The 26341-nt window shown below is 45.1% G+C and carries 29 protein-coding genes; all 29 read left to right on the top strand.

Features of this window, described 5'->3' with window-relative positions; all coding sequences use genetic code 11:
* The 29 genes from T546_RS0106120 to T546_RS0105980 all read left to right on the top strand — a co-directional run bounded on the left by T546_RS0106120 (position 1) and on the right by T546_RS0105980 (position 26327).
* The gene (locus T546_RS0106120) at positions 1 to 1050 is read left to right on the top strand and encodes an ABC transporter permease (RefSeq protein WP_026890859.1); all 1050 of its coding nucleotides are present in this window, start codon (positions 1 to 3) and stop codon (positions 1048 to 1050) included.
* Positions 1051 to 1077: 27 nt separating this feature from the next.
* On the top strand, positions 1078 to 2163 hold the full coding sequence (locus T546_RS0106115) for an ABC transporter substrate-binding protein (RefSeq protein ID WP_026890858.1): 1086 nt from the start codon (positions 1078 to 1080) through the stop codon (positions 2161 to 2163).
* Between the two features lie 69 nt (positions 2164 to 2232).
* Positions 2233 to 3273: a TRAP transporter substrate-binding protein gene (locus T546_RS0106110; RefSeq protein ID WP_026890857.1), complete on the top strand. Its 1041-nt coding sequence runs from the start codon at positions 2233 to 2235 to the stop codon at positions 3271 to 3273.
* 87 nt (positions 3274 to 3360) lie between these two features.
* Positions 3361 to 4773 carry a MocR-like pyridoxine biosynthesis transcription factor PdxR gene (pdxR, locus tag T546_RS0106105; RefSeq protein WP_026890856.1) on the top strand — a complete coding sequence of 471 codons (1413 nt, stop codon included), beginning with the start codon at positions 3361 to 3363 and terminating at the stop codon, positions 4771 to 4773.
* Positions 4774 to 4911: 138 nt separating this feature from the next.
* A complete protein-coding gene (locus tag T546_RS0106100) occupies positions 4912 to 5385 on the top strand; it encodes a pyridoxamine 5'-phosphate oxidase family protein (protein ID WP_026890855.1) in 474 nt (157 codons plus the stop codon).
* A 224-nt stretch (positions 5386 to 5609) separates the two neighbouring features.
* Positions 5610 to 5858 (top strand): PspC domain-containing protein, encoded by a 249-nt coding sequence (locus T546_RS0106095; RefSeq protein ID WP_330371873.1) that lies wholly within the window; start codon positions 5610 to 5612, stop codon positions 5856 to 5858.
* A gap of 42 nt (positions 5859 to 5900) precedes the next feature.
* Complete coding sequence (locus T546_RS0106090) at positions 5901 to 6221, top strand: PadR family transcriptional regulator (protein ID WP_024836266.1); 321 nt, start codon at positions 5901 to 5903, stop codon at positions 6219 to 6221.
* The gene (locus tag T546_RS0106085; RefSeq protein WP_026890854.1) at positions 6218 to 6961 is read left to right on the top strand and encodes a DUF1700 domain-containing protein; all 744 of its coding nucleotides are present in this window, start codon (positions 6218 to 6220) and stop codon (positions 6959 to 6961) included. Before T546_RS0106090 ends, T546_RS0106085 begins: the two co-directional genes overlap by 4 nt.
* Positions 6958 to 7866, top strand: a complete 909-nt coding sequence (locus T546_RS0106080) for a hypothetical protein (protein WP_026890853.1) — start codon at positions 6958 to 6960, stop codon at positions 7864 to 7866. The genes T546_RS0106085 and T546_RS0106080 overlap by 4 nt, the downstream gene beginning before the upstream one ends.
* Positions 7867 to 7908: 42 nt before the next feature.
* Positions 7909 to 8097, top strand: coding sequence for a PspC domain-containing protein (locus T546_RS0106075; protein WP_024836263.1), 189 nt, complete (start codon positions 7909 to 7911; stop codon positions 8095 to 8097).
* A gap of 130 nt (positions 8098 to 8227) precedes the next feature.
* Positions 8228 to 8449, top strand: coding sequence for a small, acid-soluble spore protein, alpha/beta type (locus tag T546_RS0106070; protein WP_026890852.1), 222 nt, complete (start codon positions 8228 to 8230; stop codon positions 8447 to 8449).
* A gap of 69 nt (positions 8450 to 8518) precedes the next feature.
* Entirely contained in the window at positions 8519 to 9703 is a 1185-nt protein-coding gene (gene cbiD / locus T546_RS0106065; RefSeq protein ID WP_026890851.1) for a cobalt-precorrin-5B (C(1))-methyltransferase CbiD, read from the top strand.
* Between the two features lie 15 nt (positions 9704 to 9718).
* The gene (gene cobI / locus T546_RS0106060) at positions 9719 to 10396 is read left to right on the top strand and encodes a precorrin-2 C(20)-methyltransferase (RefSeq protein WP_026890850.1); all 678 of its coding nucleotides are present in this window, start codon (positions 9719 to 9721) and stop codon (positions 10394 to 10396) included.
* Between the two features lie 2 nt (positions 10397 to 10398).
* Entirely contained in the window at positions 10399 to 11166 is a 768-nt protein-coding gene (gene cobM / locus T546_RS0106055) for a precorrin-4 C(11)-methyltransferase (protein ID WP_026890849.1), read from the top strand.
* Complete coding sequence (locus tag T546_RS0106050) at positions 11163 to 12200, top strand: cobalt-precorrin 5A hydrolase (RefSeq protein WP_026890848.1); 1038 nt, start codon at positions 11163 to 11165, stop codon at positions 12198 to 12200. Before cobM ends, T546_RS0106050 begins: the two co-directional genes overlap by 4 nt.
* On the top strand, positions 12197 to 12931 hold the full coding sequence (gene cobJ, locus T546_RS0106045) for a precorrin-3B C(17)-methyltransferase (RefSeq protein ID WP_026890847.1): 735 nt from the start codon (positions 12197 to 12199) through the stop codon (positions 12929 to 12931). The genes T546_RS0106050 and cobJ overlap by 4 nt, the downstream gene beginning before the upstream one ends.
* Positions 12924 to 14381, top strand: a complete 1458-nt coding sequence (gene cobK, locus T546_RS22905; RefSeq protein ID WP_034598039.1) for a precorrin-6A reductase — start codon at positions 12924 to 12926, stop codon at positions 14379 to 14381. Before cobJ ends, cobK begins: the two co-directional genes overlap by 8 nt.
* A 3-nt stretch (positions 14382 to 14384) precedes the next feature.
* A complete protein-coding gene (cbiT, locus tag T546_RS25690; RefSeq protein WP_026890846.1) occupies positions 14385 to 14957 on the top strand; it encodes a precorrin-6Y C5,15-methyltransferase (decarboxylating) subunit CbiT in 573 nt (190 codons plus the stop codon).
* On the top strand, positions 14950 to 16362 hold the full coding sequence (locus T546_RS0106030; RefSeq protein ID WP_026890845.1) for a cobyrinate a,c-diamide synthase: 1413 nt from the start codon (positions 14950 to 14952) through the stop codon (positions 16360 to 16362). The genes cbiT and T546_RS0106030 overlap by 8 nt, the downstream gene beginning before the upstream one ends.
* A gap of 4 nt (positions 16363 to 16366) precedes the next feature.
* A complete protein-coding gene (gene cobT, locus T546_RS0106025) occupies positions 16367 to 17446 on the top strand; it encodes a nicotinate-nucleotide--dimethylbenzimidazole phosphoribosyltransferase (protein WP_026890844.1) in 1080 nt (359 codons plus the stop codon).
* Positions 17446 to 17994, top strand: coding sequence for a bifunctional adenosylcobinamide kinase/adenosylcobinamide-phosphate guanylyltransferase (locus T546_RS0106020; RefSeq protein ID WP_026890843.1), 549 nt, complete (start codon positions 17446 to 17448; stop codon positions 17992 to 17994). Before cobT ends, T546_RS0106020 begins: the two co-directional genes overlap by 1 nt.
* Before the next feature lie 174 nt (positions 17995 to 18168).
* Complete coding sequence (locus tag T546_RS0106015; RefSeq protein ID WP_024836253.1) at positions 18169 to 18420, top strand: TM1266 family iron-only hydrogenase system putative regulator; 252 nt, start codon at positions 18169 to 18171, stop codon at positions 18418 to 18420.
* 100 nt (positions 18421 to 18520) lie between these two features.
* Positions 18521 to 19936: a [FeFe] hydrogenase H-cluster radical SAM maturase HydG gene (gene hydG / locus T546_RS0106010; RefSeq protein WP_026890842.1), complete on the top strand. Its 1416-nt coding sequence runs from the start codon at positions 18521 to 18523 to the stop codon at positions 19934 to 19936.
* A gap of 31 nt (positions 19937 to 19967) precedes the next feature.
* Complete coding sequence (hydF, locus tag T546_RS0106005) at positions 19968 to 21164, top strand: [FeFe] hydrogenase H-cluster maturation GTPase HydF (RefSeq protein ID WP_026890841.1); 1197 nt, start codon at positions 19968 to 19970, stop codon at positions 21162 to 21164.
* Positions 21165 to 21490: 326 nt separating this feature from the next.
* Entirely contained in the window at positions 21491 to 22255 is a 765-nt protein-coding gene (locus T546_RS0106000; RefSeq protein ID WP_408643057.1) for an adenosylcobinamide-GDP ribazoletransferase, read from the top strand.
* A 23-nt stretch (positions 22256 to 22278) separates the two neighbouring features.
* Positions 22279 to 22665, top strand: a complete 387-nt coding sequence (locus T546_RS0105995) for a bifunctional adenosylcobinamide kinase/adenosylcobinamide-phosphate guanylyltransferase (RefSeq protein WP_026890839.1) — start codon at positions 22279 to 22281, stop codon at positions 22663 to 22665.
* Positions 22666 to 22685: 20 nt separating this feature from the next.
* Positions 22686 to 23681, top strand: a complete 996-nt coding sequence (cbiB, locus tag T546_RS0105990) for an adenosylcobinamide-phosphate synthase CbiB (protein ID WP_026890838.1) — start codon at positions 22686 to 22688, stop codon at positions 23679 to 23681.
* Between the two features lie 26 nt (positions 23682 to 23707).
* Complete coding sequence (locus T546_RS0105985) at positions 23708 to 24796, top strand: pyridoxal phosphate-dependent aminotransferase (protein WP_026890837.1); 1089 nt, start codon at positions 23708 to 23710, stop codon at positions 24794 to 24796.
* Between the two features lie 4 nt (positions 24797 to 24800).
* Positions 24801 to 26327: a cobyric acid synthase gene (locus T546_RS0105980; protein WP_026890836.1), complete on the top strand. Its 1527-nt coding sequence runs from the start codon at positions 24801 to 24803 to the stop codon at positions 26325 to 26327.
* The last annotated feature ends 14 nt before the right edge of the window (positions 26328 to 26341 follow it).

Genomic DNA, 26341 nt, shown 5'->3' with positions numbered 1-26341 from the left:
ATGGCAATTATAAAAGCAAAGGGGCAGGAAAAGAAAGGCGGCTCGTTTGGCAAGCTGGATGCGGCCACAAGGCGTGCAATCTATTCACTGGGAATCCTGATCGGACTGTTTGTACTGTTTTCAGTTCTTCAGCCGACAAAATTTTTGGCTCCTGCTAATTTACAGAATCTTTTGCAGCAGATTGTAACGTATACGATTATTGGATGCGGTTTGACATTTTGTCTTGTCTGCGGTGGTAACGATTTATCTGCAGGTGCTTCCATGGCATTGTCAGGCATTATTATGGTAGCCCTTTTGATGATGGGGCTTCCCCTTCCCGTATGTATTATTTTATGCCTGATCATGGGCCTGCTTACAGGTGTTATGAACGGTTTCTTTATCGAGATTTTAGGAGTGGTACCATTTGTCGCCACGTTAGCAACCCAGTGGGTATACCGAGGCATGGCCAATGTATTGGTAAACGGTGCTCCGCTTTATACCACCAACATTCCTTCCGCAGAAGTTCAGAAGCAGTTTTACGTTCTTGGCGGAGGCAGAATTGGAGGGGACGGGCTTCCATACAGCGTTATTATTACTCTTGTCTATGCATTGATCCTTGGAGTGGTCCTTGCAAAGATGCGTATCGGCCGCCAGATTTATGCCTGCGGCTCCAACTTAGAAGCGGCTAAGCTTTCTGGTATCAATGCAGTAAAAACACGTATGTTCGCTTACTGTATTTCCGGTCTGTCTGCTGCAATCTGCGGAATATTAGTTGCCTCAAGATTATCCAGTGCCCAGCCTACCGCTGGTAACGGATATGAGATGGAAGCCATTGCAGCGTCTGTATTAGGCGGAATTTCCATTATGGGTGGAGAAGGTAAGATTTTAAATACGGTAATCGGTGCCCTAATGATGGGTGTCATTCGTAATGGACTCAATTTAAATGGAGTCAATTCATTCTGGCAGCAGGTAATTGTAGGCGTTATCCTTTTGATCGCAGTTGCATCTCAGACAGCGAAAAAGAGCGGTGATTTAGGGGCAATCAAGCGGTTCTTTGGCTTGACAAAATAAAACTATATAATTCCAGGAGGAGAAGAAATGAGAAAAGTAACGGCAGTATTGTTGGCGGCAGCCATGGCAGTTACCGGTTTGGTTGGCTGTTCCAGCAAACCGACAGGAGGCGCAGCAGCGACCACTGCAGCGGAGGGCAGCAAGGAAACATCAGCACCGGAGAAGGCAGAGAGTACCAAAGCTGAGGCTAAGACAGAACAAAAAGCAGGGGGTAAGACCATCTACGTAATCGTAAAGGTGTTGGGAAACCAGTACTGGAGCGTTTTACAGGCAGGTGCAGAGCAGGCAGGCAGAGAGCTGGGCTGTAATGTAGTCGTCGTTGGAACAGCTTTGGAATCTGATATTGAAGGACAGCTTACCCTTCTTCAGAATGCGGTATCTGCTCAGGCAGATGGAATCGTCATTGCTCCCCTTGACAGTGTATCCCTTGACGCACCCATAACAGAAGCAAATAATTCTGGTATTCCGGTTGTTTTAGTAGATACCGTCATTAAGAGCGACAATTACAGCGCAGCTCTTCTTACAAACAACGTAGAAGCTGGAAGAACTGCGGCTGAAGAGATGATCCGCAGATTAAAAGACAGAGGAATCAGTGAAACAGAAGAGGCTCAAATTGCCATTCAGGTTGGTTCCACCGGCTCCCAGACCATCAATGACCGTGTAAAAGGCTTTAACGAGTACTGGGATTCCAATGCTCCAAAGAGCTGGAAGGTCTTAAATAACGACATCAAGGTAAATGATGGTGATATCAGCAAGGCAGTAGGCTTCTGCCAGGATTTCATTACCACCTATCCTAACTTAAAAGCAGTATTTGGACCAAATAACGGTTCTACCGTAGGATTTGTAACTGGTATTACAGAATCCGGACGTGACGATATTTCCATGGTTGGCTTTGATTTCTCTGCTGAGATTGAGACCATGATCCGCAGTGAGAAGTACGATGTAGCTTCTGTGGTACAGCGTCAGTTCTATATGGGCTATGATGGGGTTAAGACAGCCCTTGAACTTGCCGATGGTAATGGTGTAAAAGAGAAAACCGTGGATACTGGTGTTATTCTGGTAGATAAGACCAATGTGGATGATCCTAAGGTTCAGAGTATAATTAATCCATAAACAAAAATACTATAAGTAAGATTAAGACGCTTCCTCTGTGCCCAGAGGAGGCGTTTTGGGGTGAAGGAAATGAAAAAAAGAATAGCAAAAGCCAGCATTTATGCGGCAGTATTAGCATTGACTGCTTTGGGGACAGTCTTTTTGTGGAATTTAAGGCACAGGGGAGAGCTCCCTGTTTTTCCGGGGCTTAAAACAACGCCGGAATATGTATTTACCTATGCGGATAACCAGCCGGATGATTATCCCACCACCCAGGGGGCAAAAAAATTTGCACAGCTGGTCTTTGAAAGAACGGGAGGAAGGATAAAAATCAACGTTTTTTCCGGTGGAGAGATGGGAGACGAGGATCAGATTACCGAGCAGCTTCAATACGGGGGAATTGATTTTGCCAGGGTATCGGTGATGATGCTTACGGATATCAGGCCAAAGTTCAATGTGCTCCAGCTTCCCTATGTTTACCGGGATGAGGACCACATGTGGAAGGTACTCGATGGAGAAATCGGGGAAGAATTTAAAAAGGAATTAGACGGCAGTGGAATGGTGGCTCTATCCTGGTTTGATGCAGGAGCCAGGAATTTTTATAATTCGTCCCACCCCATTGAGCGGGTGGAAGATTTAAAGAAAATGCGCATCCGGGTGGCAAAATCAGACATGATGGCGGCCATGGTAGAGGCTCTTGGAGCAAAAGCAGTGCCTATGGCTTATTCCGAGGTTTACGCGGCACTGGAAACGAGCCATATTGACGGTGCGGAAAATAATTGGCCTTCCTATGATACCATGCGCCACTATGAGGTTGCTAAATACGTCACTCTCGATGCTCACAGCAGAATTCCGGAACTTCAGCTGGCATCCCAGTCCACCTGGGATCGGTTAAGCGAGGAGGACCAGGAAATTATCCGAGCCTGCGGAGAAGAATCCGCCCTTTATGAAAGAGAGCTGTGGAAAATCAGAGAGCAGGATGCCAGAGAGCGGTTAACAAAGGCTGGCTGTGTGGTGACAGAGTTAAAGCCAAATGAACAGGTTCGTTTCCGGTCGGCCGTCATGAGCGTTTATCAGACGTATTGCAGTGACTATATTGATGTTGTCAACCGGATTGCCCAGGAGAGATAAGGTCAGGTCACGAATTAATAGAAAACATGGGATACAGATTGGGTGGAGTGTGTTATAATTCAGGACAAAGTGGTGAGGAGGGAAAATATGCTCTACATTGATCGTGATAATAAGACACCCATATATCAGCAGATATATGAACAGTTGAAAAAGGACATCCTGACTGGTAACATACCTGTTAACGCCCGTATTATCTCCACAAGAGCTCTGGCGAAAGAATTGCAGGTTGGCAGAAACTCAGTAGAAAATGCTTACGATCAGCTTAGGCTGGAGGGATATATCACCAGTAAGCTAGGAGCAGGATACATCGTAAACAAATTAGAGTTTGATCTTATGGAGAAACCGACCGAAGTATATCGGCATAATGAACCCGAATCCCGGCCTCATTCTCCATCTGACCATAAGATAAAATACAGCTTTCAATATGGGGAGCTTGAGGAATCCAGTTTCCCAAAGAAGCTCTGGCGGACATATGGGGCTCATGTTTTAGATGGACCTCTGACTAATTCATGGAACGGATGTTCCGATGGAAAGGGAGACTTTGGACTGCGTCAGCAGATTAAAGAGTACCTCTATGTCAGCCGTGGGGTGAAATGCGAAACAGAGCAGGTCATCCTTTGCAGCGGGACTCAGTCTGCCCTGGAAATCGTGATACGAATTTTCTCAGGCGAGAAAACAATTGCAATGGAAGAGCCTTGTTATGAAGGCGCAAGGGCCGTATTTCAAAGCAACGGGTTTCAAATACAGCCTGTTCCGGTTGGGGAAGACGGAATAGAGATACAAAGTCTATCGTCAAAATCGGTACCAATGGTTTATCTCACCCCTTCCCATCAGTTTCCTAAAGGCGCTGTTATGCCCATCCACAACCGGCTGGAGATATTAAATCATGCACGAAAGAGTGATATGGTAATCATAGAAGATGACTATGACAGTGAGTTTCGCTACAAAGGACGACCCATTCCGTCGCTGCAATCCATAGATCAGGCTGGGCGTGTGATTTATATTGGGACATTTTCAAAGTCATTATCACCAGGGCTTCGGATGTCTTACCTGGTTTTGCCTTCCTGGCTGTTAGCTGCTTATGATGAGAAGTATACTGGGTATGAATGTACAATTCCCCTGATGGAGCAAAAGATACTTTATCATTTTATGAAAGACGGACATTGGGAAAAGCATCTCCGCCGGGTATGCTTAAGCCAGAAAAGAAAGCATGATGCCCTGATTGCTGCCATTGGAAACGTCATGGGAGACCGGGTGAATGTTTACGGTCATCATGCTGGGCTTCATCTGTTACTAGAATTTAAGAATGGGGAGCAAGAGGATATTCTTGTGAGAGAGGCTTTGAAGTATGGCGTTTTTGTTAGCCCTGTTTCTCCTTCCTGGCTGGAAAAGAGTAATTATAAGACTCACTGTGTCATTCTTGGATATGGAGGGATAAAAGAGGAAGATATTCTGCCTGCCGTAGAGGGTCTGAACAGAGCATGGTTTGAACATGTCTGAACTGTATCCTGTAAAAATGTCAAAACTGTCCCTTATCAAGGATACGGTGTTTGGGTATAATGAGCATGATCGATGAAACTTTTTCTTCGTATTATAATAAAGTTAAGATCAATAAGCGTCTCACAGGAGGAAAATGATATGCAGTACAGAATGAAGACCCATCCGCTATCAGACGATCGGCTGAAAGATTTATTGAACCGGGTAGAAACTGGCAGTCTGGCAACCCTTAACGAAGATGGCACCCCATATAATACTCCGGTCCACTTTGTTTCTATCAATAACAATATCTATGTACATGGTCTGCCAAAAGGACAAAAGATTGACAATATCATTCGTAATAGTAAAGTGGGATTTACTGCGTATGATATGCAGGCGCTTTTGCTCGATGAGAACGGTAAGCCCTGTGACACAAATACAAAATATGAGAGTGCCATTGCAACAGGGAATGCGGCTTTGGTCACGGACTTAGAAGAGAAGAGGGAAGTGCTTCAAAACATTGTGGCAAAATATACCCCACAACTGGCCCATATAACCCTTCCTGACAATATGGTAAAAGGAACTGCTGTCATACGTATCATTGTGGAAGAGCTCACCGGCAAGTACTATGAGTAAAGGATTTATGAAACATTATATATTAGAAACGAAACATCAGGTCAAAACGAATGATCTGGTGTTTCGTTTTTTTATAGAAATTATTTACAGTTAAAAAGTGATGATAAATCAATAAATAAGTGTTGACAAACAATATTATACCTCATATAATATATACTATACAACATATAATATAGGGTAAGACATAATATTATAACTGTTCATACTAAATAAGAGAAAGGAAGGTGACAATCGTGGAGCCAAAGCGTTTGTACCGTTCTGTAAAGAATAAAGTGTTATGCGGAGTTTGCGGTGGGATCGGAGAGTACTTTCAGATAGATCCGGTAATGATAAGACTAATATGGATATTTCTAATGATGTTTCAAACATGGCGTAATTTATTCCATTGGTTTACGGGATTATCTCTCGTAGGCGGCAGTCTGATTCTTTATATCATTGCAGCAGCAATTATACCCAAGGCACCAGAAAATTAATGCAGACGATCGTTTCCTGCATGCAGAGATAGGAGTGGACATATGGTTTTTAACACGGGAGCAGCTTTACTGGACGCCATTGTCCTGGCGATAGTGTCAAGAGATCAGGAAGGTACTTATGGATATAAGATCACCCAGGATGTGAGAAATGTAATAGAGATATCGGAATCAACCCTGTACCCTGTTCTACGGAGATTACAAAAGGAAGAATGTCTTGAAGTGTACGATCTGGCTTTTGATGGCAGAAATCGTAGATATTACAAAATTACGGAAAAAGGACGTATTCAGTTAAACCTGTACAAAGGTGAATGGATTGGTTATTCCAGAAAAATATCCCAAATATTTGAGGAGGCACATGTATGAGTAAGGATGAGTTTATGAAAAGTCTGGAATATCTGTTATCGGATATACCGGATGAAGATAAGGCAGATGCCATCGGATATTACAGGGATTATCTGGAAGAAGCCGGACCGGACAAGGAAGAGCAGGTCATTCGTGACTTTGGAAGTCCGGAACGAATCGCCTCCATCATTCGCTCTGAGATATCCGGTCACCTCGGTGATGGCGGAGAATTTACGGAAAATGGCTATGAAGATGAACGGTTTAAGGACCCCAACTATCAGATGGCAAAACGGTATGATCTCCCGGATGTGAGAGAGGGAGAAAGCCGTGGAGAACAAAGAACCGAAGAGGAAGTTTATGGCGAAAGAAAGCGTGACCAATCAAACCGAACGGTAAAGCTTATCCTTTGGGCCATACTTCTTATTGCAGCCTCTCCCCTGATTCTGGGAATCGGAGGCGGTTTTATGGGACTTTTAGGAGGACTTTTTGGTATTCTGGTGGCAGCGGTCGTAGGGCTTGGGGCAGTCACACTTGCCCTCCTTGTAAGCGGCTTTGCAGTTATCATAGCAGGCTTTGTATCAGTAGCAGTCCATCCCATGGGCGGTTTCCTGGTTTTGGGAATCGGCGTTGCGCTGCTTGGACTTGGGCTTCTTGGCCTCGCAGTGTGCGGGGCATTTTACGGAAAGTTTCTTCCGTACCTTTTTAGAGGAATTGTCAATGCGATCCAGAACTTATTAAATAGAAGGAGGAGCCGTCTATGAACAAATTTATAAAGAGCTGCATCATAGCCGGTGCTGTATGCGTGCTGGCAGGCGGCGGGATTACGGCGGCGGCTGTGGCAATGGGAGGAACCGTGATGGATGTAATTCCGCTGCGTTTAAAGCAGTGGGGGCTCGAGCTGGGACAAATTGCCGAAGAAGATTTTTGGAATAACAATGATTTTTCTTTTGACGAAATGGGAGAGCAGACGCTTGATCTTAGCGGACAGGGAAGTCAGATTTATTCGGCTGCCGGTATTAAGAGTTTAAAAGCAGACATCTCAGCAGGCGGAGTACGGATTGTGGAAGATTCTCAGGGAGATGAAATTACCATTTTCTGCAACAAGGATGAATCTTTTTACGAGATAGAAGAGAATGAAGGGGAACTGCTTCTTCAAACTCATTCAAAAAAAGTAAATGTTAGAAATCCCAAATTGCTTTTTACCATTCATGTACCAAAGGATTACAAGTTCACTACTGTGGATATCAAAGTAGAACCTCAACGTGTGGTCTATAAGAATGAGGATTCAAGTGTTTATTTTTCAGCAGATGGCCTTATAGCTGACGAATGTAATCTGGATATAAAAGCAGGATCAGCAAAGATAGGGAAGGGTAACATCGACACCTTATTCATTAATTCAGAAGCAGGAGCTGTGAATTATTCAGGCAATGTAGCAAATCAAGTCTCTTTAAATAGCGAAGCCAGTGCTGTAAAGCTCCAACTGGACGGCAAAAAAGAGGATTTCAGCTATGATGTCAGTGCCAGCCTGGGAGCCGTAAAGCTTGAAAATCAAAGTATATTTGTTTTCGATAAAACCATAACTCAAAATCCCGATGCACCAAAATCCATGATCCTGGACTGTGAAGTGAGTGCGGTTCAAATAACATTTAAAAATCCGGAGTTATAAGTCTATGGTCAAATTATGATATAATAGGAAGGAGAAATACAAATGGGAGACAATCAAAAAAGGTTATACCGCTCTGAAACCGATAAAATGCTTTGTGGTGTATGCGGAGGAATTGGTGAATATTTTGAAATTGATCCGACGATCGTGCGCCTTTTATGGGTACTGTTAACTTGTTCAGGACCTGGAATCATTGCCTATATCATTGCGGCAGTTATCATTCCAAGAAGATAAGGGTAGAAATAAATTTTAAGACAGGAGCTGTGATTCCATTCATAGCCCCTGTTTTTTTATATTACAGTACGTTTAAACCTTTCTTTAGCGGGTATACTCTCACTAGATTTAAGAAAGGAGATGGAATAAAGTGTCAAAAGTAAAAAATAACGAACCATTTGATCCCCACAATTTAAAACCAGAAGAAGTACTTAAGTTTGAAATAGCCACCGAACTCGGGCTTGGCGATAAAGTAATAAGAGGCGGCTGGCGCTGCCTGACTGCCAAAGAGAGCGGCCGAATCGGTGGATTGATTACGAAACGAAAAAGAGAATTAAAAAGAGAAGCTTTGGAAAAAGAAGAGGAAGCATAGGCAAAAGCTAGGAATTCCCTTGCGCCATAGGCAAAAATCTTTTATAATGTACATCAAAGAGGATAAAAAATGGAAAAACACCAACTAAGAAGCGGATTTACCACTGGCACATGTGCCGCTGTTGCGGCAAAGGCAGCAGCAGCCATGTTGCTTACTGGGAATCCTTTACAACATATGAAGCTTGTGACACCAAAGGGGACGGAAGCCGATCTGCCCCTTTTTCGCGTTGTCCTGAATGGTCAGGATGCAGCCTGCGGAGTGCAAAAGGATGCAGGAGATGATCCTGATGTGACCCATCAGGCATTTGTTTTTGCAAGTGTGGGTCATTTTTATGGAGATGAAAAGGAAGCTCTTAAGACCTGTTACCGATACGACTTAGAGAATGAGAAGGGAAGCCCTCTGTTTCTGACCGCAGGGGAAGGAATCGGCTGGGTGACTAAGCCAGGTCTGTCCTGTCCCATTGGCTTACCGGCCATTAATCCCGTTCCCAGAGCCATGATTTTTCAGGGAGTGGAAGAGGCCAGAAGAGAAGCCGGATTTGAGGGACCTCTTTTGATAACTGTGTCTATGCCGGAAGGAAAAAAGCTGGCAGAAAAGACCTTTAATTCAAAGCTTGGTATCGTAGGAGGGCTGTCTATCCTGGGAACCACGGGAATTGTTAACCCTATGAGTGAAGAAGCGCTCACCGCCACCATACGTCTGGAGCTTCATATGAAGGCTGTGGCAGGGGAAAGAAAGGTCATACTCACACCAGGGAATTATGGAGAAGCATTCATTAAGGAAACATTATTTCTTTCCATGTCAGAAGGAGTCACCTGCAGTAATTTTATTGGGGAAGCTTTTTCCATGGCAGGAGAGGATAACTTTAAAGAGATTTTGTTCGTCGGCCACATTGGAAAGCTGATAAAGGTGGCAGGAGGGGTATACAACACCCACTCCAAGCATGGAGACCGGCGCATGGAGATTCTTTGGGATTGCGTTAGCAGCGTAATTCCGGATTCCCATAAGCTTGAGAGGGAGATATTAAGTGCCAATACCATGGAAGAGGCTTCTAAGATTCTAAAGGAAAATAATATTCTTGAACCGGTAATGAAAGAAGTCGTACATAGAATTCAAGCTCATGTGTCTCGCTGGAGCGGAGGAGTCCATGTGGAAGTAGTAACCTTTTCCACCACATACGGGATCCTCGGTATGAGTGAGGGCGCACAGGAGATGATAAGCCATTTTGCAACACGAGAAGAGGACAGGGAATAGACAGGAGGATAAAACATGGCAGGGATCATGTATGGAATTGGAGTCGGACCAGGGGATCCTGAGCTGATGACGATAAAAGCAGTAAAAAGAATCAGAGAATTAAATGTAATTGCAATTCCTCATAAGGACAAGGAAAAGTGCACTTCCTATGAGATCGCCAGACAGGCGGTGCCTGAAATTATAGAGAAGGAATGTCTTTGCCTTCATATGCCTATGACAAAAGATGAAGAAGCGCTAAAAAGAAGTCATGACGAGGCAGCAGAGGCTGTGATAGAGCGGCTTAAGCAGGGAGAGGACGTGGGCTTTCTCACTCTTGGAGATGTGAGCATCTATTCTACCTTTGCCTATCTGGCAGAGCGTGTCATAAGCGAAGGCTATGAGACGCAGCTGGTCAGCGGAATCCCTTCCTTTTGTGCAGCGGCCGCAAGACTGAATCTTCCACTGGTGACTGGGTCAGAGGAACTTCACATCATACCGGCTTCCTATCAGGTATCCCATGCATTAAAGCTGCCTGGGGTCAAGGTACTTATGAAAGCAGGCAGGCAGATGAGCGCAGTGAAGGAAGAAATAAAAAACAGCGGCTTAACCGCGGTCATGGTGGAAAATTGCGGCATGGAAGAGGAACGGATTTATTTAAACCTGGATGAGATACCAGATACAGCTGGTTACTATTCATTGCTGATTGTGAGGTAAATATGGTACATATTGTTGGAGCAGGTCCGGGAGCACCGGATCTTATTACAGTAAGAGGGAAAGAACTCCTTTCCAAAGCGGATATAATTATTTATGCAGGTTCTCTCGTAAACCCCCTTCTTTTAGATTACAGAAAAGAAACGTGCCAGGTCTATGACAGCGCCAAGATGACTCTGGAAGAGGTGATCTCTGTGTTAGAAAAGGGAGAAGCCGAAGGAAAGATGATGGTAAGGCTTCATACGGGAGACCCATGTCTTTACGGTGCCATCAGGGAACAGATGGACGAGCTTGATGCCAGAGGGATTTCTTATGAGATCTGTCCTGGTGTCAGTTCTTTTTGCGGTGCGGCATCCGCTCTTCAGATGGAATATACTCTTCCTCAAATAAGCCAAAGCGTAGTGATTACCCGTATGGCAGGCAGGACACCTGTGCCAGAAAGGGAATCCATCGCTTCCTTTGCTTCTCATGGTGCCACCATGGTCATATTTTTAAGCACAGGAATGCTTACGGCTTTATCCGAAGAGCTGATCAAAGGGGGATATGCTCCTGAAACACCGGCTGCCATCGTTTATAAAGCTACTTGGGAGGATGAAAAGACTGTAGTTTGTACGGTCGCAACTCTGGAAGAGAATGCCAGAAGGTGGGGCATTAAAAAAACTGCTCTCATTGTAGTAGGAGATGCGGTGGCTCAGACAGGCTATGAACGGTCTAAGCTTTACGATCCTGTATTCACTACAGAGTACCGGAAAGGAACCGGTGAAGATTCATGAAAATATCCCTTATCTGCTTTACCAGGGCTGGAGCCGGATTGTGTGTAAGGCTTATGGAGGGACTGTCAAGGTCCGGAGATGTCTGCGAAGGATTCGGACCAGAGGGCAGCGGACTTTTGCAGGTGAACGCGCCTTTAAAGGCTTGGACAGGGGATCAGTTTGAGCGGAAAGAGGGAATTGTCTTTATCGGGGCAACAGGAATTGCAGTCCGTGCCATCGCTCCATATTTAAAAGGGAAAGAGAAAGACCCCGCTGTGGTGGTGTTAGACGACTTAGGCCGCTTCTCCATCTCGCTGCTATCCGGTCACTTAGGAGGCGCCAACGAACTGGCAACCCGGGCAGCCAATATTTCAGGAGGACAGGCAGTGATTACGACAGCAACGGACAATCATGGCAGATTTGCGGTTGATCTGTTTGCAAAAGAACATGGACTTTTTATCTCCCCTTTGTCTGGGATTAAGGATATATCATCTTCTCTGCTAAATGGAGATAATGTTGGATTTTTCAGTGATTTCCCTATAGAAGGAGAGCTTCCAAAAGGACTTTGCAAAGACGGTCCTTTATCTCCGTCTGTTTGTATCAGTATAAAGGATCACCTTGAGGAAGAATGGAAAGATTCTCTGCTTCTGGTTCCTAAGATCGCAGTACTTGGAATCGGTTGCAGAAAAGGAGTTTCTTTCGATACCATAAAATCTGCTGTGGATCAGGTGCTTTTTGATTGGAATATAAAGAAAGAAAGTCTGGCTGTATGTGCCAGCATTGATATAAAGAAAGAAGAACCAGGAATCTGCCAATTGGCAGCCTTTTATGGAATTCCGTTTGTTACGTACCCGGCGGAAGTTCTATCAAAGGCTAAGGGAGAGTTTTCTTCCTCGTCTTTTGTAAAACAGGTAACTGGTGTTGATAATGTATGCGAACGGGCCGCCATAACCTGCGTGGAGGAAATGGGTGGTGGAAAGCTTCTGATTCAGAAACAGCCCCACCATGGTGTAACAGTGGCATTGGCGGTCCGGGATTGGAAGGTAGAGATATGAAAAAAACAGGTAAGCTTTATGTCGTGGGAATCGGCCCAGGTTCCTATGAGGACATGACAGTCAGGGCGATCAATATATTAAAGGAATGTGAACTCATTGTTGGGTATACTGTATACATAGATCTCATTCGGGATCATTTCCCGGATAAGGAAACTCTTACGACTCCAATGCGTCAGGAGAAGGAGCGGTGCCAGATGGCTCTTGATGAAGCAAAAAAAGGAAAGACAGTAGCCATGGTATGCAGCGGAGATTCCGGCGTATATGGAATGAGCGGATTGATTCTGGAGCTTTCGGATGGAAGCGTTGATGTTGAGATGGTTCCGGGTGTAACTGCCGCGTTAAGTGGGGGTGCCCTCCTTGGAGCTCCACTTGGTCATGACTTTGCAGTCATCAGCTTAAGTGATCTTCTTACCCCTATGGAACTGATTGAAGACAGGTTAAGAATGTCGGCAAAAGCGGATATGGTAATCTGCCTGTACAATCCTTCCAGTAAAAAGAGGTCAGATTATTTAAAGAAGGCCTGTGAAATTGTGATGGAGTACAAAAATCCTAAGACTGTCTGCGGAATCGCAAGAAATGTAGGAAGAAGCGAGGAAGAGAAGAGCGTCTTAAGTCTGGAAGAATTAAGGGATACTCAGGTAGATATGTTTACTACCGTATACATAGGAAATTCCATGACAAAAGAAATAGATGGAAACATGGTAACGCCGAGAGGATACCGCAATGTGTAGGATTCTGATTTTCGGAGGAACAACGGAAGGACGTCTTCTTTCTGAATACTGCCACCAGCAAAAAAAGGAGGTATGGGTCAGCGTTGCCACTGGTTACGGCAAAATGGTCCTTCCGGAAAGTCCCTATCTTTTTATTCATGAAACGCCAATGGATGAGGAAGAGATGGAGCAGTTTATCAGACGCAACAAGATTACTCTTGTGTTCGATGCCACCCACCCCTATGCAGCAGTGGTGAGTAAAAACATTGCCTCCTCCTGTGAAAAAACAGGGACAAGAAGAATTCGTGTGATACGGGAATCCTTGACCAGCGTAGAGGATTTAGGAGCAGGGGATCATGTTGTCTGGGTCGATTCTGTAGAAGAGGCAGTTAAGTATCTGGAAAATGAGCCTGGAAATATCCTTGTTACCACAGGAAGCAAGGAGCTTATCCGCTTTACTCGTTTAGACTCCTTTGAGGAGCGTGTCTACGCCAGGGTCCTTCCTACGGTGGGTGTTATTTCTGCCTGTGAGGAAATCGGCATAAAAGGAAAGCGCTTAATCGGGATGCAGGGCCCGTTTTCCCAGGAACTGAACGAAGCCATGATCCGGCAGTATGATATTCGCTATCTGGTGACCAAAGAGGCAGGAGCAGCCGGAGGTTTCCAGGAAAAAATAAATGCAGCAGAAGCCTGTCAGATAAAAGCTGTAGTGGTTGGCCGCCCCGCGGTTGAATCGGGTATGACCTTAACAGAAGCAAAAGAGTTCCTTTCTGCGTATGAAGCAGAAGAAAAGGACTCGGCAGATAAAGAATTGCCTTCTGAATCATTTGTAATAAGAAGCGTATCCCTCATTGGAATTGGCATGGGCGGCCCGGAACAGATGACCGGACAGGCTGTCAAAGCATTAAAAGACAGTCAGGTGGTATTTGGAGCAGATAGAATGCTTAAAAGCATTGGGGAATTGATTCCAGGTGTAAAGCAGATTCCCTGGTATTTAAGCCGTGACATTCTTCCCTGGCTGAATGAGCATAAAGAATACAAGAAGATAGCCATTCTTTATTCTGGAGATACCGGATTTTACAGCGGTGCAAAAAAGATGATAGAAGCGTTTCTGGCTGAAACAAAGGAAAACCAGTATGAAATAGAGGTTCTTCCCGGTATTTCTTCGGTATCTTACCTATGTGCCAGGCTGAAGACTGGCTGGGAGGATGCCAGACTCATAAGCCTTCATGGAAGAGATGGAGATGTGGCACGGGAGCTTTTAAAATTCCATAAGGTATTTGCACTGTTAGACGGAACCAATACCGTGAACCAAGTGTGCCGACGGCTCATAGAAGAAGGGTTTGGACATGTCTCTCTCTCTGTTGGAGAGCGGCTTTCCTACCCAGATGAGCGAATTACCACCGGTACGCCGGAAACCTTGAAAGATGGTTCTTTTGATGTGCTGTCAGCAATATGGATTGAGAGGTAGGATATGAGAGATGAAGTCTTTATCAGAGGAGCTGTGCCCATGACCAAAAGTGAGGTCAGGGCTGTTTCTCTTTCTAAACTGGAGCTAAGCCAGGATTCCATTTTATATGATGTAGGTGCAGGCACTGGCTCCGTTTCCATAGAAGCGGCTTTCGCCCTTTCCTCAGGACGGATCTACGCCATAGAAAAAAAGCCGGAAGCCATTGAACTGATTCAGGCAAATAAGGAAAAATTTACTGCGGAAAACGTGACTGTAATCGAAGGTATTGCACCTCATGCTCTTTCTGATTTAGAGGCACCTACCCATGTATTTATTGGTGGCACCTCTGGGGCCATGGGAGAGGTTTTAGATACCGTCCTTAAGAAAAATCCAAAGGCAAGGATCGTCATAAATGTGCTTGCTCTGGAATCCGTAGCAGATGTACTTGCCTGGCTAAAAGCACATTCTGTAGAAGCGGAAATTGTACAGGTACAGGTTTCCAAAGGAAAAACGGCAGGCAGCTATCATATGATGATGGGTCAAAACCCGGTGTATGTCATTTCCTTTGGAGGAGAAGGAGGTGTTCCGGTTGAGTGATTCTTTTCATAGACTCCTTCTTGGAGCCCCTAAAAGCGGCAGCGGAAAGACCATGATTACCTGTGGGCTGTTAACTGCCTTTCAATTACGAAACATTTCCTGCCGGTCCTTTAAATGCGGTCCCGACTTCATTGACCCCATGTTCCATAAGCATGTGCTGGGCATTGAAGGGGGAAATTTAGATACTTATTTTCTGGAAAAAGAAAGAGTAAGGGACCAGTTCATGACACGGGCTTTAGGTGCGGATGTGTCTGTGATAGAAGGGGTCATGGGGTATTACGATGGAGTGGGAGGCAATACCACCCAGGCAAGCTCCTACGAAGTGGCCTGTGCCATAGATGCCCCTGTAGTTCTGATTATAGATTGCAAGGGCGCCAGTCTTTCTCTGGCAGCAGTGATAAAGGGGTTCCTGGAATATAAGACTGACAGCCATATTGCCGGAGTTATCCTAAATCGTACCTCTAAGGTCATGGCAGAACGACTGAAACCGGAGATAGAGGCACTGGGAGTGAAGGTTTATGGATATCTGCCGGAATGCGAGGAAGGGAAACTTGACAGCCGTCATCTTGGCCTGGTCCTGCCGGGTGAGATCGGGGGGCTGAAAGATAAGCTGAAACAATTGGCTGAGACTATGGAAGCTACCATTGATATTCAAGGGCTGTTAGAGCTTACAGAGAGTGCAAATCCTCTTTCTTCTTCCGCTTCTTTTGTTGAAGAGAATGTACATACAGGTGAGGAACTAGAGCAGGTGTCCATTGGAATTGCAATGGATGATGCTTTTTGCTTTTATTACCAGGAAAATCTGGAACTTCTAAAATCCATGGGAGCAAGGCTGATTCCATTTAGTCCGTGTAAGGATCATAAGCTGCCGGAAGGAATATCAGGGATTCTCCTTGGAGGCGGGTATCCTGAGCTATATGCAAAAGAATTGTCTGAGAACACATCCATGCTTTTGGAAGTGAACCGTGTGTTTCATTCCTCCCTGCCCATACTGGCTGAATGCGGTGGTTTTATGTATCTTCATGAAGAGCTTGCCACGGGTGAAGGCACGTATCCTATGGCTGGGGTAATTAAAGGGAGAGTATTTCCCACCAAACGGCTGGGACGATTCGGTTATATTGAGGTCCATCCCAAGGAGGACCTTTCATTTCTGAAAAAAGGAGAATCCATAAGAGGCCACGAATTCCACTATTGGGACAGTGAAAATAATGGCGACCATATGGAAGCGGTAAAGCCGGGACAAAACAGAAGCTGGGACTGTGTTCATGGGAAGAATCATCTGATGGCAGGCTTTCCTCATTTTTATTATCCCTCTAACCCATCCTTGCCCCATCGCTTTTTGGAAGCATGTAGAAACTATAAGTCACAAGAAAGCTGTGAAATGCCTGTGACAGGAAAGGGCTGATGATATGACAGAGGAATTAAAGGAATATCTACTTAAAATCGCTCCACTGGATGAAGAGGCCATGGAGATGTCCAAAATTCGTTGGAGCCGGGTAGCAAAGCCGCTCTACAGCCTTGGGGCCCTGGAAGAGGACATCATTAAAATAGCCGGAATCAGCCAAAATCCCAGAGTCCATATGGATAAAAAAGCACTCATCATTATGTGTGGGGATAATGGAATTGTGGAAGAAGGGGTTACACAGACTGGGCAGGAAGTAACTGCGGTTGTAACTGAAAACATGACCCATGGAAACAGCAGCGTCTGTATTATGGCGGAGCGGGCAGGAGTGGACGTATTTCCAGTAGATATTGGTGTTTCCAGAGATTTGGAATCCGGGGACCGTTACCCACTGATACGTAAAAAGCTGGCTTATGGAACGAAAAACTTCTCCAAGGAGCCTGCAATGACAAGGCAGGAGACTATAAAAGCAATTGAAACCGGTATCGAGCTTGTGAAAGTTCTGGCAGAGAAAGGCTACCGTCTGATTGCCACGGGAGAAATGGGAATCGGAAACACTACCACCAGCAGTGCGGTGACCTCCATGCTTTTAGGCATGGAGCCTGGCCTTTTGACAGGCAGAGGTGCAGGACTAAGCGATGAGGGACTGGACCGGAAGCGGAGAGTCATTGAGGAAGCCATAAAAACCTATGGACCTGACTGCAAGGATGGAATCGATGTCCTTTCCAAGGTAGGAGGGTTTGATCTGGCTGGTCTTACAGGAGTTTTTCTGGGAGGGGCCATTTACCGGATCCCCATTCTTTTGGATGGATTTATTTCAGGAGCCGCCGCTCTGGCTGCGGAGAAGATTCATCCTGGCTGCCGTGATTTTATGCTGGCGTCCCACGTTTCAGCGGAACCAGCAGGAAAGCTGCTCCTTGATGAGCTGAAGCTGACTCCCCTCATTCAGGCAGGTCTTTGCCTTGGAGAAGGAAGCGGAGCTGTGGCTGCCATTCCCCTTCTTACCATGGCAGCTGATATTTATGAGAAGATGAGTTCTTTTGAAGATATTAAGATTGAAGAGTATAAGCCTTTGGGAGGTAAATGATGATAACCCTGATCATCGGAGGAAGCGGAAGCGGAAAATCAGAATATGCAGAAAACATGATTACCAGCCGGTCCAAGGGAAGGCGCATCTATATCGCTACCATGAAGCCCTGGGATGAGGAATGTGAAAAACGAATTCAGAGGCACCGTCTCATGAGAGCAGAAAAAGGATTTGAGACGGTGGAATGTTACCGGAATCTAAAAGAAGTCCATTTCTCACAACAGGAGGCGGTTTTGGAGGTCCTTTTGGAATGTATGTCAAATCTGGTATCCAACGAACTTTTTGGCCTTATGGAAAAGGGGGAGGTTTTACTGACGCCCCATGAGGCGGTGTCGGAAATATTAGAAGGAATCAGCCGAATTCAACACCAGACAGGTAACCTTACCATAGTGACCAATGAAGTTTTTTCCGATGGAGACAGCTATAGCATTGAGACCAATGAATACCGGGAGGCCCTGGCAAGAATCAATCAGGAGATTGCCCGTATTTCGGATCGCGTGATAGAAGTGATAGCCGGAATTCCCATAATCGTAAAAGGAACTAATTGAAAAAAATCCTCAAATATGTTATTATCTTAACATAGCAGTATCCTGACACCAAAAACGTTGTTTGAGGTAGAAGGTTCGGCATTTGGGGAATGTTATGTTTGCCGCACCTTTTTGGTGCGGTTTTTTGCATTTTAAAAGAACCGTATCAGGTGTGATAAAGATGGAGGAACAGACATGGAAACTAGAATTGCTGTTATCGGAATCGTGGTGGAGGAAGAGGAGTCTGTAGAGCTGTTGAATGACATCCTTCATGATTACCGCAATATCATCATCGGGCGTATGGGAATCCCATATCCTCAAAAAGGAGTTTGCATCATAAGCATAGCGGTTGACGGGCCGCAGACCGCCATTTCTGCATTGACGGGAAAGATCGGGAAGCTGAAAGGAATCAGCTCCAAGACAGCTTACCAGGGAGTAAGCGGCTGATAAAAAGCCGGAAATAATTTCAAAAGACCAAGGTCTTATGAAGTAATATACCACTGACGGAGAAGCAAAAAGCTGACCCTAAAGAAAGGAAGTAACATTTATGTATGATCCTAAATCGCTGAAGGCGGAAGAATTTATTTCACACGAAGAAATTCTTGAAACACTTGATTATGCGGAAAGAAACAAAGACAATATTGAACTGATCGACCAGATTATTGAAAAGGCGCGCAGCTTAAAGGGACTGACACACCGGGAGGCTTCTGTGCTCCTGGCCTGTGATATCCCGGAGAAGATAAAAGAGCTTTACGATCTGGCGGAACAGATTAAAAAAGACTTTTACGGAAACCGTATCGTTATGTTCGCTCCTTTGTATCTGTCCAATTACTGTGTGAACGGCTGTACTTATTGTCCTTACCATTTAAAGAACAAGCACATAGCAAGAAAGAAACTGACTCAGGAAGAGGTAAGGAAAGAAGTGATTGCGCTTCAGGATATGGGGCACAAGCGTCTTGCCATAGAGGCTGGTGAGGACCCGGTCAACAACCCCATTGAGTATATCCTGGAATGTATTGATACCATTTATTCCATCAAGCATAAGAACGGCGAGATACGAAGGGTTAATGTTAACATAGCTGCAACCACTGTGGAGAATTACCGTAAGCTAAAGGATGCAGGAATCGGAACCTACATTCTTTTTCAGGAAACCTATCATAAAGAGAGCTACGAAGAACTTCACCCAACAGGTCCAAAGCATGATTATGCCTACCATACCGAGGCCATGGACCGTGCCATGGATGGGGGGATTGATGATGTAGGCTTAGGCGTGCTTTTTGGTCTGGAACGTTATAAATATGAATTTGCAGGTCTTTTGATGCATGCGGAGCATTTAGAGGCTGCAAAAGGGGTAGGTCCTCATACCATCAGCGTTCCCCGTATTAAGGCTGCGGATGATATTGACCCCTCAGCATTTGCCAATGGAATTGATGATGAGATATTTGCCAAATTATGTGCTCTGATCCGGGTTTCTGTGCCTTATACAGGAATGATCATTTCTACCAGAGAGAGTCAGGCGGTAAGAGAAAAAGTGCTTCGTCTTGGAGTGTCTCAGGTGAGCGGTGGTTCCAGAACAAGTGTAGGCGGATATCAGGAAGAGGAACGCCCTACAGATACTGAGCAGTTTGATGTATCGGATCAGCGTTCCCTTGATGAGGTGGTACGCTGGCTCATGGATATGGGATACATTCCTTCCTTCTGTACCGCCTGTTACCGGGAGGGAAGGACCGGAGACCGTTTTATGAAGCTGTTAAAGAGCGGCCAGATTCATAACTGCTGCCAGCCCAATGCGCTTATGACCTTAAAGGAATACTTAATGGATTACGCCTCAGAAGAGACCCATCAAGTGGGACAGGCGCTGATTGAAGCTGAATTAGACCGTATTCCCAAAGAAAAGGTACGGCTGATTTGTGAAGATCATTTAAAGAAGATAGAAGAAGGCATCAGGGATTTCCGTTTCTAGTAGTAGCACATACGAATAATGAGGTGAAAGCATGGGACTTAACGAGACACCGTCATCTGAACGGGTACACATCGGCTTTTTTGGCCGCCGCAATGCAGGTAAATCCAGCGTAGTCAATGCAGTAACAGGACAGGAACTGTCCGTAGTATCTGATGTAAAAGGCACCACCACCGATCCTGTTTACAAGTCCATGGAGCTTCTTCCCATGGGTCCGGTAGTCATTATTGATACCCCTGGTTTTGATGATGAGGGAGCCTTAGGGGAAATGAGAGTCAGAAAGACAAAGCAGATACTTAACCGGGCAGACTGTGCTGTTTTAGTGGTTGACGGCACCCTTGGTAAGACTGAGATGGATGAAGAGCTCATCGGCCTGTTTCAAGAGAAAAAAATACCTTATGTAGTCGCTTATAATAAATGTGACCAGACAGATAGTCATGAGTATTCAGACGGTTTGGCTGTCAGCGCAACCGAAGGCTTGTTTATCCATGAATTAAAGGAACGAATCGGAACCCTTGTAAATACCGGGGATGCCAAGATGAAGATTGTCGGAGATTTATTAAAGCCTCTGGATCTGGTTGTTCTTGTAATCCCCATTGACACTGCAGCTCCCAAAGGACGTCTCATACTGCCCCAACAGCAGACCATAAGGGATATTCTGGAAGCAGGAGCCGTTGCTATATCCGTCCGTGACACGGAACTTAAGGATACTCTTCTTCGGTTAGGGACAAAGCCTGCTCTTGTGATTACCGACAGTCAGGCGTTTGAACAGGTAAATAAGGATACGCCAGAAGATATTTTACTTACCTCTTTTTCCATTCTCATGGCCAGATACAAGGGCTTTCTGACTGATGCGGTGAAAGGTGTTTCCGTGATTCCGGAGTTAAAGGATGGGGATAAAGTCCTTATCTCTGAGGGCTGTACCCATCACCGGCAGTGCGATGACATCGGCACGGTAAAGCTGCCACGCTGGCTGAAGGAGTCTACGGGAAAAGAACTTGTAATAGAAACCACATCCGGCAGAGAATTCCCCGATGATATATCTTCCTACCGCCTGATTATCCACTGCGGAGGCTGCATGCTGAATGAAAGAGAGATGGAGTACCGCAGAAAATGCGCGGCAGATGCCGGTGTGGCATTTACCAATTATGGAACAGCCATTGCATTTATGAAAGGGATTTTAAAGAGAAGTCTCATGGTACTTCCGGATTTGGAACATTTGATACCATAATTGATTCACAGAATAAATAAAAGACAAGGCCAGTATCTGTAACAGCAGATACTGCTTTGTCTTTTATTGTTACTAAAATGGTGTTATAAAATAAATTGCCCTGTGGAGTAAGAAGCTCATGATTCAATGAAGGATGATTTTCTCAAATTTGACAGCTGTACAGACTCATAATCCTTTTCTGCAATCTAAAGTAAAATTACCACAGGCATCTGGAATAGAAATGACAATTTCCTGATAGTGTGGTATGATATTTTATGTCTAAAAATGGAAAAGTAATTTAATCGTTTATTTTTAGCTAGGTTATGGCAGAGGCAGGTATAAAAATGATGATAAATTTAATGGGAAGCTTTGTAATCGCATTTTCCATGTATTCCCGGATCCCCATGCCTCAGGTGGAATGGACCAGGGAACGGATGAAATATGCCATGTGCTTTTTTCCTTTAATAGGAGCGGTGATAGGAGTATTACAGCTACTCATTTATTGGGTCTGTAATCGGTTTGGTTTTTCTTATTTTGGAAAATTATTTCCTGTTATCCTCCCTATTCTTATTACAGGCGGAATTCACATGGATGGTCTTTTAGATGTGATAGATGCAAGATCCTCTCATATGGAGACGGAAAAGAAACTGGAAATCTTAAAGGATCCCCATACGGGGGCATTTGCCATTATAGGATGCGGCGTCTACCTGCTTCTATATGCGGCTGTATTTGGAGAGCTGAGACCAAATATGCTTCCTGCATTTGGAATGATATTTATTCTCACACGAGCCTTAAGCGGATTGGCCGTGGTAACGTTTCCCATGGCAAAAAAAAGTGGACTGGCTGCTTCGTTTTCCGGTGCCGCCCATAAAAGAACGGTTGGAATTGTGATGATACTTTATCTTATCCTTGGAGAGCTTGGCATCTGGTATTTTGGAGGTATCCTTGCTGCGGTAATTGTCTTTTTGATTGCCTCTTTGGTGTACTGGTATTATTACAATATGGCAAAACGGGAATTTGGAGGTATTACCGGGGATTTGGCCGGATATTTCCTGCAGATATGTGAACTGGCTCTGGCAGCGGGGCTGGCAGTGGTGTCACATCTGGTGTAGCATGGAAAAAGAAAGGAATTACTATGATACTGATTATTGGAGGAGCGTGGCAGGGAAAACTTGATTTTGCCAGGGAGCTGGCTGAGAAACGGGGAATCATGGTTAACGTCTCAGAAGGAAAGACAGATTCCTTAAAATCTGCGGAAAGCAGCTCTATCATCCACGATTTTCATGAATACATAAAGCGGATTTTAAAAACAGATGACAGTGTGGAGGATTTTATTTCCACTATAGAAAGAAATAATCCGGATGCGATCATCATATCCAATGAACTTGGCTGCGGCATAGTTCCAATGGACCCGGAGGACAGGGCATGGAGAGAAGAAACAGGAAGAGCCTCAGTCCGCATCGCAAAATCATCCGATGAAGTATACCGCCTGGTTTGCGGCATCGCCACCAGGATTAAATAGAGATAATAAGGAAGAAAAATATGATTCAACTACATTTATTAGCAGTGCTAACCGGCTGTTTTCTGGACTTCTTATTGGGAGATCCAAGGTGGCTGTGGCACCCGGTCTGTGGCATTGGTAATCTGATTACAAGGCTTGAGAAGGCGTTAAGAAAATGGTTTCCGAAAGGGGATAAAGGAGAACTAATGGCTGGACGTTTCCTGGTGGTTCTTGTCCTACTGGTGACAGGAGGACTTTCAGGAGGCATCCTATTTACCGCTTACAGATTCTCTCCCTATATCGGTTACGTGGTAGAAAGTATCATCTGCTATCAGATGATGGCCTGGCGTTCTCTTCGGTCTGAAAGCATGAAGGTCTTAAAGGCGTTTGAAACAGGAGATGTGGAAGCGGCCAGGACGGCAGTTTCCATGATTGTAGGAAGAGATACCAAATCCCTGTCCGAAGAGGGAATTGCAAAAGCCGCCATCGAAACTGTAGCGGAAAATGCATCTGACGGTGTGATTGCTCCCTTACTCTCCATGATTTTCTTTGGAGGGGTAGGAATCTGCCTTTATAAAGCAGTTAATACCATGGATTCCATGGTTGGCTATAAAAACGACCGCTATTTATGGTTTGGCCGGACGGCGGCAAAGCTTGATGATATCTGCAATTTTATACCGGCAAGGATATCGGCCGGACTCATGATAGGAGCAGGCTATGTGTGCCAGTTCCTTTCCAGGGGAATAAAAGCTTCCAATCCTTATAATGGAAACAAAGGGATTGAGATTTTTAAAAGAGACCGGTTCAATCACAAAAGTCCCAACTCCGCCCAGACAGAATCCGTATGCGCGGGGGTCCTGCAGATTCAGTTGGCAGGCAACGCCTGGTATTTTGGAAAGCTGTATGAAAAACCGACCATTGGAGATTCTGTAAGGCCAGTGGAACATGAAGATATCAGAAGGGCCAATGACCTTATGACAGTTACATACCTTCTTGCCCTGGTCCCGGTTATCATACTCTTTTTTATCACCCTATAAATGTTTATTGTATACAGGAGAAAACCATGGAATATCAGCACGGCGGAGACATTTACACCAATAGTGTTAAAATAGATTATTCAGCCAATATTAATCCTTTGGGAGTTCCAAAGGGCGTAGCGGAGGCAATCTGCGTAGCAGTGGCAGATTGTGACCGTTACCCGGACAGCCAGTCAGCTTTACTTAGAAACAAGCTTTCTAAGTTTCATGGAGTTTCTGAGGATACGATTGTGTGTGGGAATGGTGCTGCGGACTTAATCTTTCAGGTGGTAGCTGCCTTAAAGCCCAAGAAGGCTCTTTTGATCGCTCCCTCTTTTCTGGAATATGAGCAGGCCCTCAGGGCGGTTTCCTGCCATATATCCTATTATGATCTAAAGGTAGAAGAGGGATTTTTACTAAATGTGGAAAATTTGATATCCTGGATTAAGGAAAGTAACATCCAGTTTCAGATGATATTCCTATGCAATCCAAACAATCCCACTGGCTTTGCCATTACAAGGGAGCGTATGGAAGTGTTCATGGAGTTTTGTAAGACAAACCACATATTTTGTGTCGTGGACGAATGCTTTAATGAATTCCTGGAGGAGCCGAAACGCTACTCCATCCTGGATTCCATGAGCCGCCTGGAATGGAACCATGTGTTCCTTCTAAAGGCATTTACAAAGATTTATGCCATGGCAGGAATCCGCCTTGGGTACGGGATTTGCAATAATGTTAAGATTCTGGAGCAGATTCACAGTCTGCGGCAGCCCTGGAGTGTATCTTCTTTGGCCCAGGCAGCCGGGGAAGCGGCATTATCTGAAACAGAGTATGTAGAGAATACAAGAAAGCTGATGATCAAAGAACGGAATTTTATGAAAGGTCAGCTATCCTCCCTGGGTCTTCATGTATTTGATTCCATGGCAAACTATATTTTCTTTAAAGATGAAAGGCCAGAGGCATTGGCACAGGATAAGCTTTTATATCATCAGATGCTGTCAAAACAGGTTCTTATTCGTTCCTGTGGAAACTATCGAGGACTTGATGGGACGTATTACCGTATCTGCATCAAACAAAGAGCAGAGAATGAAGAATTTCTAACCATATTAAAAACCATACTGGAAAAAGGGGAATAAGAGAATGGCAAAAACGATTATGATACAGGGAACCATGTCAAATGCAGGAAAAAGCCTGATCGTTGCAGGTCTATGCCGTATCTTTAAACAGGATGGCTTCCGGGTAGCGCCCTTTAAATCCCAGAACATGGCTCTCAATTCCTATATCACGGAAGATGGCCTGGAGATGGGGCGTGCCCAGGTGGTCCAGGCAGAGGCAGCGGGAGTAAAACCGGATGCGGCCATGAATCCCATTCTCCTAAAACCTACCAATGACGTAGGCTCTCAGGTGATTGTAAATGGCATTTCCATCGGGAATATGCCTGCAAAAGAGTATTTTGCATATAAGAAAGAACTGGTTCCCCAGATTCAAAAAGCCTTTGACAAGCTTTCTAATGAGTATGATATCATTGTGATAGAAGGTGCGGGAAGCCCGGCTGAGATTAATTTAAAGCAGGATGATATAGTAAATATGGGAATGGCTAAGATGGCTGATGCTCCTGTCCTTTTGGTAGGAGACATTGACCGGGGAGGCGTATTTGCCCAGCTTTATGGAACTGTTATGCTGTTAGAACCGGAAGAAAAGGCGCGAATCGCCGGATTGGTGGTCAACAAGTTCCGTGGAGATAAAACCATCTTGGATCCAGGGCTGCAGATGATTGAAGATAAGCTTCACATACCGGTGGCAGGTGTGGTGCCTTACATGAAGGTGGATATAGAAGATGAAGACAGCCTTGGAACCCATCTGGAAGGAACCGAGCGGACGGAGCACACAAAAGCCGAAATCGCAGTGATCCGGTTTCCCAGAATATCCAATTTCACAGATTTTCAGGTGTTTTCCATTATGCCTGAGGTACAGCTTCGGTATGTGGAACGGGCGAAGGACCTTGGAAGTCCTGATATGGTAATCCTGCCGGGAAGTAAAAATACCGTGGAAGATCTTCTCTGGATGCGGCAAAATGGGTTGGAAGCCGCTATCCTTAAGCTGGAAGCAGAGGGCATTCCCGTGTTTGGTATCTGCGGTGGGTTCCAGATGCTGGGGGAAAGCCTTTCAGACCCTCATGGAGTGGAGACAGCGTCTGCTTCCCAGCAGATTCGGGGAATGGAACTTTTACCTGTAAGGACCGTATTTGAAAAAGAAAAAACCAGAACCAGAGTGACGGGAGCCTTTGCAAGTGTAGATGGTGTACTGGCAGGGTTATCCGGCAGAAATATGGAAGGTTATGAGATACATATGGGGGAAACGGTGCGGGCAGTGCCGCCTCTTTCCTATGTAATGGAAAGCCAGTCCGGCTCCCATTTAGCAAAGATGGACGGATGTCAGAGGGGGAATGTATACGGAACCTATATCCATGGCATCTTTGATAAAGAAGGAATCGGAGAAGCTGTGGTTGAAGGGCTTATGAGAATGAAAGGAATCTCCGGTGAGGTTGAGGGGATATCCTACCAGGATTATAAGGAAGAGCAATATGAACGTCTGGCAGACATGCTGAGAGAAAGCCTTGATATGGAAGCAATCTACCGTATCATGGGGTTAACTATGAACAAATGACAACAACGGAGGAA

The organism is [Clostridium] aerotolerans DSM 5434, from assembly GCF_000687555.1.
Lineage (GTDB): Bacteria > Bacillota > Clostridia > Lachnospirales > Lachnospiraceae > Lacrimispora > Lacrimispora aerotolerans.
The sequence above is the reverse complement of the archived record's forward strand: the minus strand, read 5'-3'. Positions and strand labels throughout refer to the sequence as shown.

Coding starts and splice junctions, on each gene's coding strand:
- T546_RS0106120 (WP_026890859.1), top strand. CDS start 1: ATGGCAATTATAAAAGCAAAGGGGCAGGAAAAGAAAGGCGGCTCGTTT.
- T546_RS0106115 (WP_026890858.1), top strand. CDS start 1,078: ATGAGAAAAGTAACGGCAGTATTGTTGGCGGCAGCCATGGCAGTTACC.
- T546_RS0106110 (WP_026890857.1), top strand. CDS start 2,233: ATGAAAAAAAGAATAGCAAAAGCCAGCATTTATGCGGCAGTATTAGCA.
- pdxR (WP_026890856.1), top strand. CDS start 3,361: ATGCTCTACATTGATCGTGATAATAAGACACCCATATATCAGCAGATA.
- T546_RS0106100 (WP_026890855.1), top strand. CDS start 4,912: ATGCAGTACAGAATGAAGACCCATCCGCTATCAGACGATCGGCTGAAA.
- T546_RS0106090 (WP_024836266.1), top strand. CDS start 5,901: ATGGTTTTTAACACGGGAGCAGCTTTACTGGACGCCATTGTCCTGGCG.
- T546_RS0106085 (WP_026890854.1), top strand. CDS start 6,218: ATGAGTAAGGATGAGTTTATGAAAAGTCTGGAATATCTGTTATCGGAT.
- T546_RS0106080 (WP_026890853.1), top strand. CDS start 6,958: ATGAACAAATTTATAAAGAGCTGCATCATAGCCGGTGCTGTATGCGTG.
- T546_RS0106075 (WP_024836263.1), top strand. CDS start 7,909: ATGGGAGACAATCAAAAAAGGTTATACCGCTCTGAAACCGATAAAATG.
- cbiD (WP_026890851.1), top strand. CDS start 8,519: ATGGAAAAACACCAACTAAGAAGCGGATTTACCACTGGCACATGTGCC.
- cobI (WP_026890850.1), top strand. CDS start 9,719: ATGGCAGGGATCATGTATGGAATTGGAGTCGGACCAGGGGATCCTGAG.
- cobM (WP_026890849.1), top strand. CDS start 10,399: ATGGTACATATTGTTGGAGCAGGTCCGGGAGCACCGGATCTTATTACA.
- T546_RS0106050 (WP_026890848.1), top strand. CDS start 11,163: ATGAAAATATCCCTTATCTGCTTTACCAGGGCTGGAGCCGGATTGTGT.
- cobJ (WP_026890847.1), top strand. CDS start 12,197: ATGAAAAAAACAGGTAAGCTTTATGTCGTGGGAATCGGCCCAGGTTCC.
- cobK (WP_034598039.1), top strand. CDS start 12,924: ATGTGTAGGATTCTGATTTTCGGAGGAACAACGGAAGGACGTCTTCTT.
- cbiT (WP_026890846.1), top strand. CDS start 14,385: ATGAGAGATGAAGTCTTTATCAGAGGAGCTGTGCCCATGACCAAAAGT.
- cobT (WP_026890844.1), top strand. CDS start 16,367: ATGACAGAGGAATTAAAGGAATATCTACTTAAAATCGCTCCACTGGAT.
- T546_RS0106020 (WP_026890843.1), top strand. CDS start 17,446: ATGATAACCCTGATCATCGGAGGAAGCGGAAGCGGAAAATCAGAATAT.
- T546_RS0106015 (WP_024836253.1), top strand. CDS start 18,169: ATGGAAACTAGAATTGCTGTTATCGGAATCGTGGTGGAGGAAGAGGAG.
- hydG (WP_026890842.1), top strand. CDS start 18,521: ATGTATGATCCTAAATCGCTGAAGGCGGAAGAATTTATTTCACACGAA.
- hydF (WP_026890841.1), top strand. CDS start 19,968: ATGGGACTTAACGAGACACCGTCATCTGAACGGGTACACATCGGCTTT.
- T546_RS0106000 (WP_408643057.1), top strand. CDS start 21,491: ATGATAAATTTAATGGGAAGCTTTGTAATCGCATTTTCCATGTATTCC.
- T546_RS0105995 (WP_026890839.1), top strand. CDS start 22,279: ATGATACTGATTATTGGAGGAGCGTGGCAGGGAAAACTTGATTTTGCC.
- cbiB (WP_026890838.1), top strand. CDS start 22,686: ATGATTCAACTACATTTATTAGCAGTGCTAACCGGCTGTTTTCTGGAC.
- T546_RS0105985 (WP_026890837.1), top strand. CDS start 23,708: ATGGAATATCAGCACGGCGGAGACATTTACACCAATAGTGTTAAAATA.
- T546_RS0105980 (WP_026890836.1), top strand. CDS start 24,801: ATGGCAAAAACGATTATGATACAGGGAACCATGTCAAATGCAGGAAAA.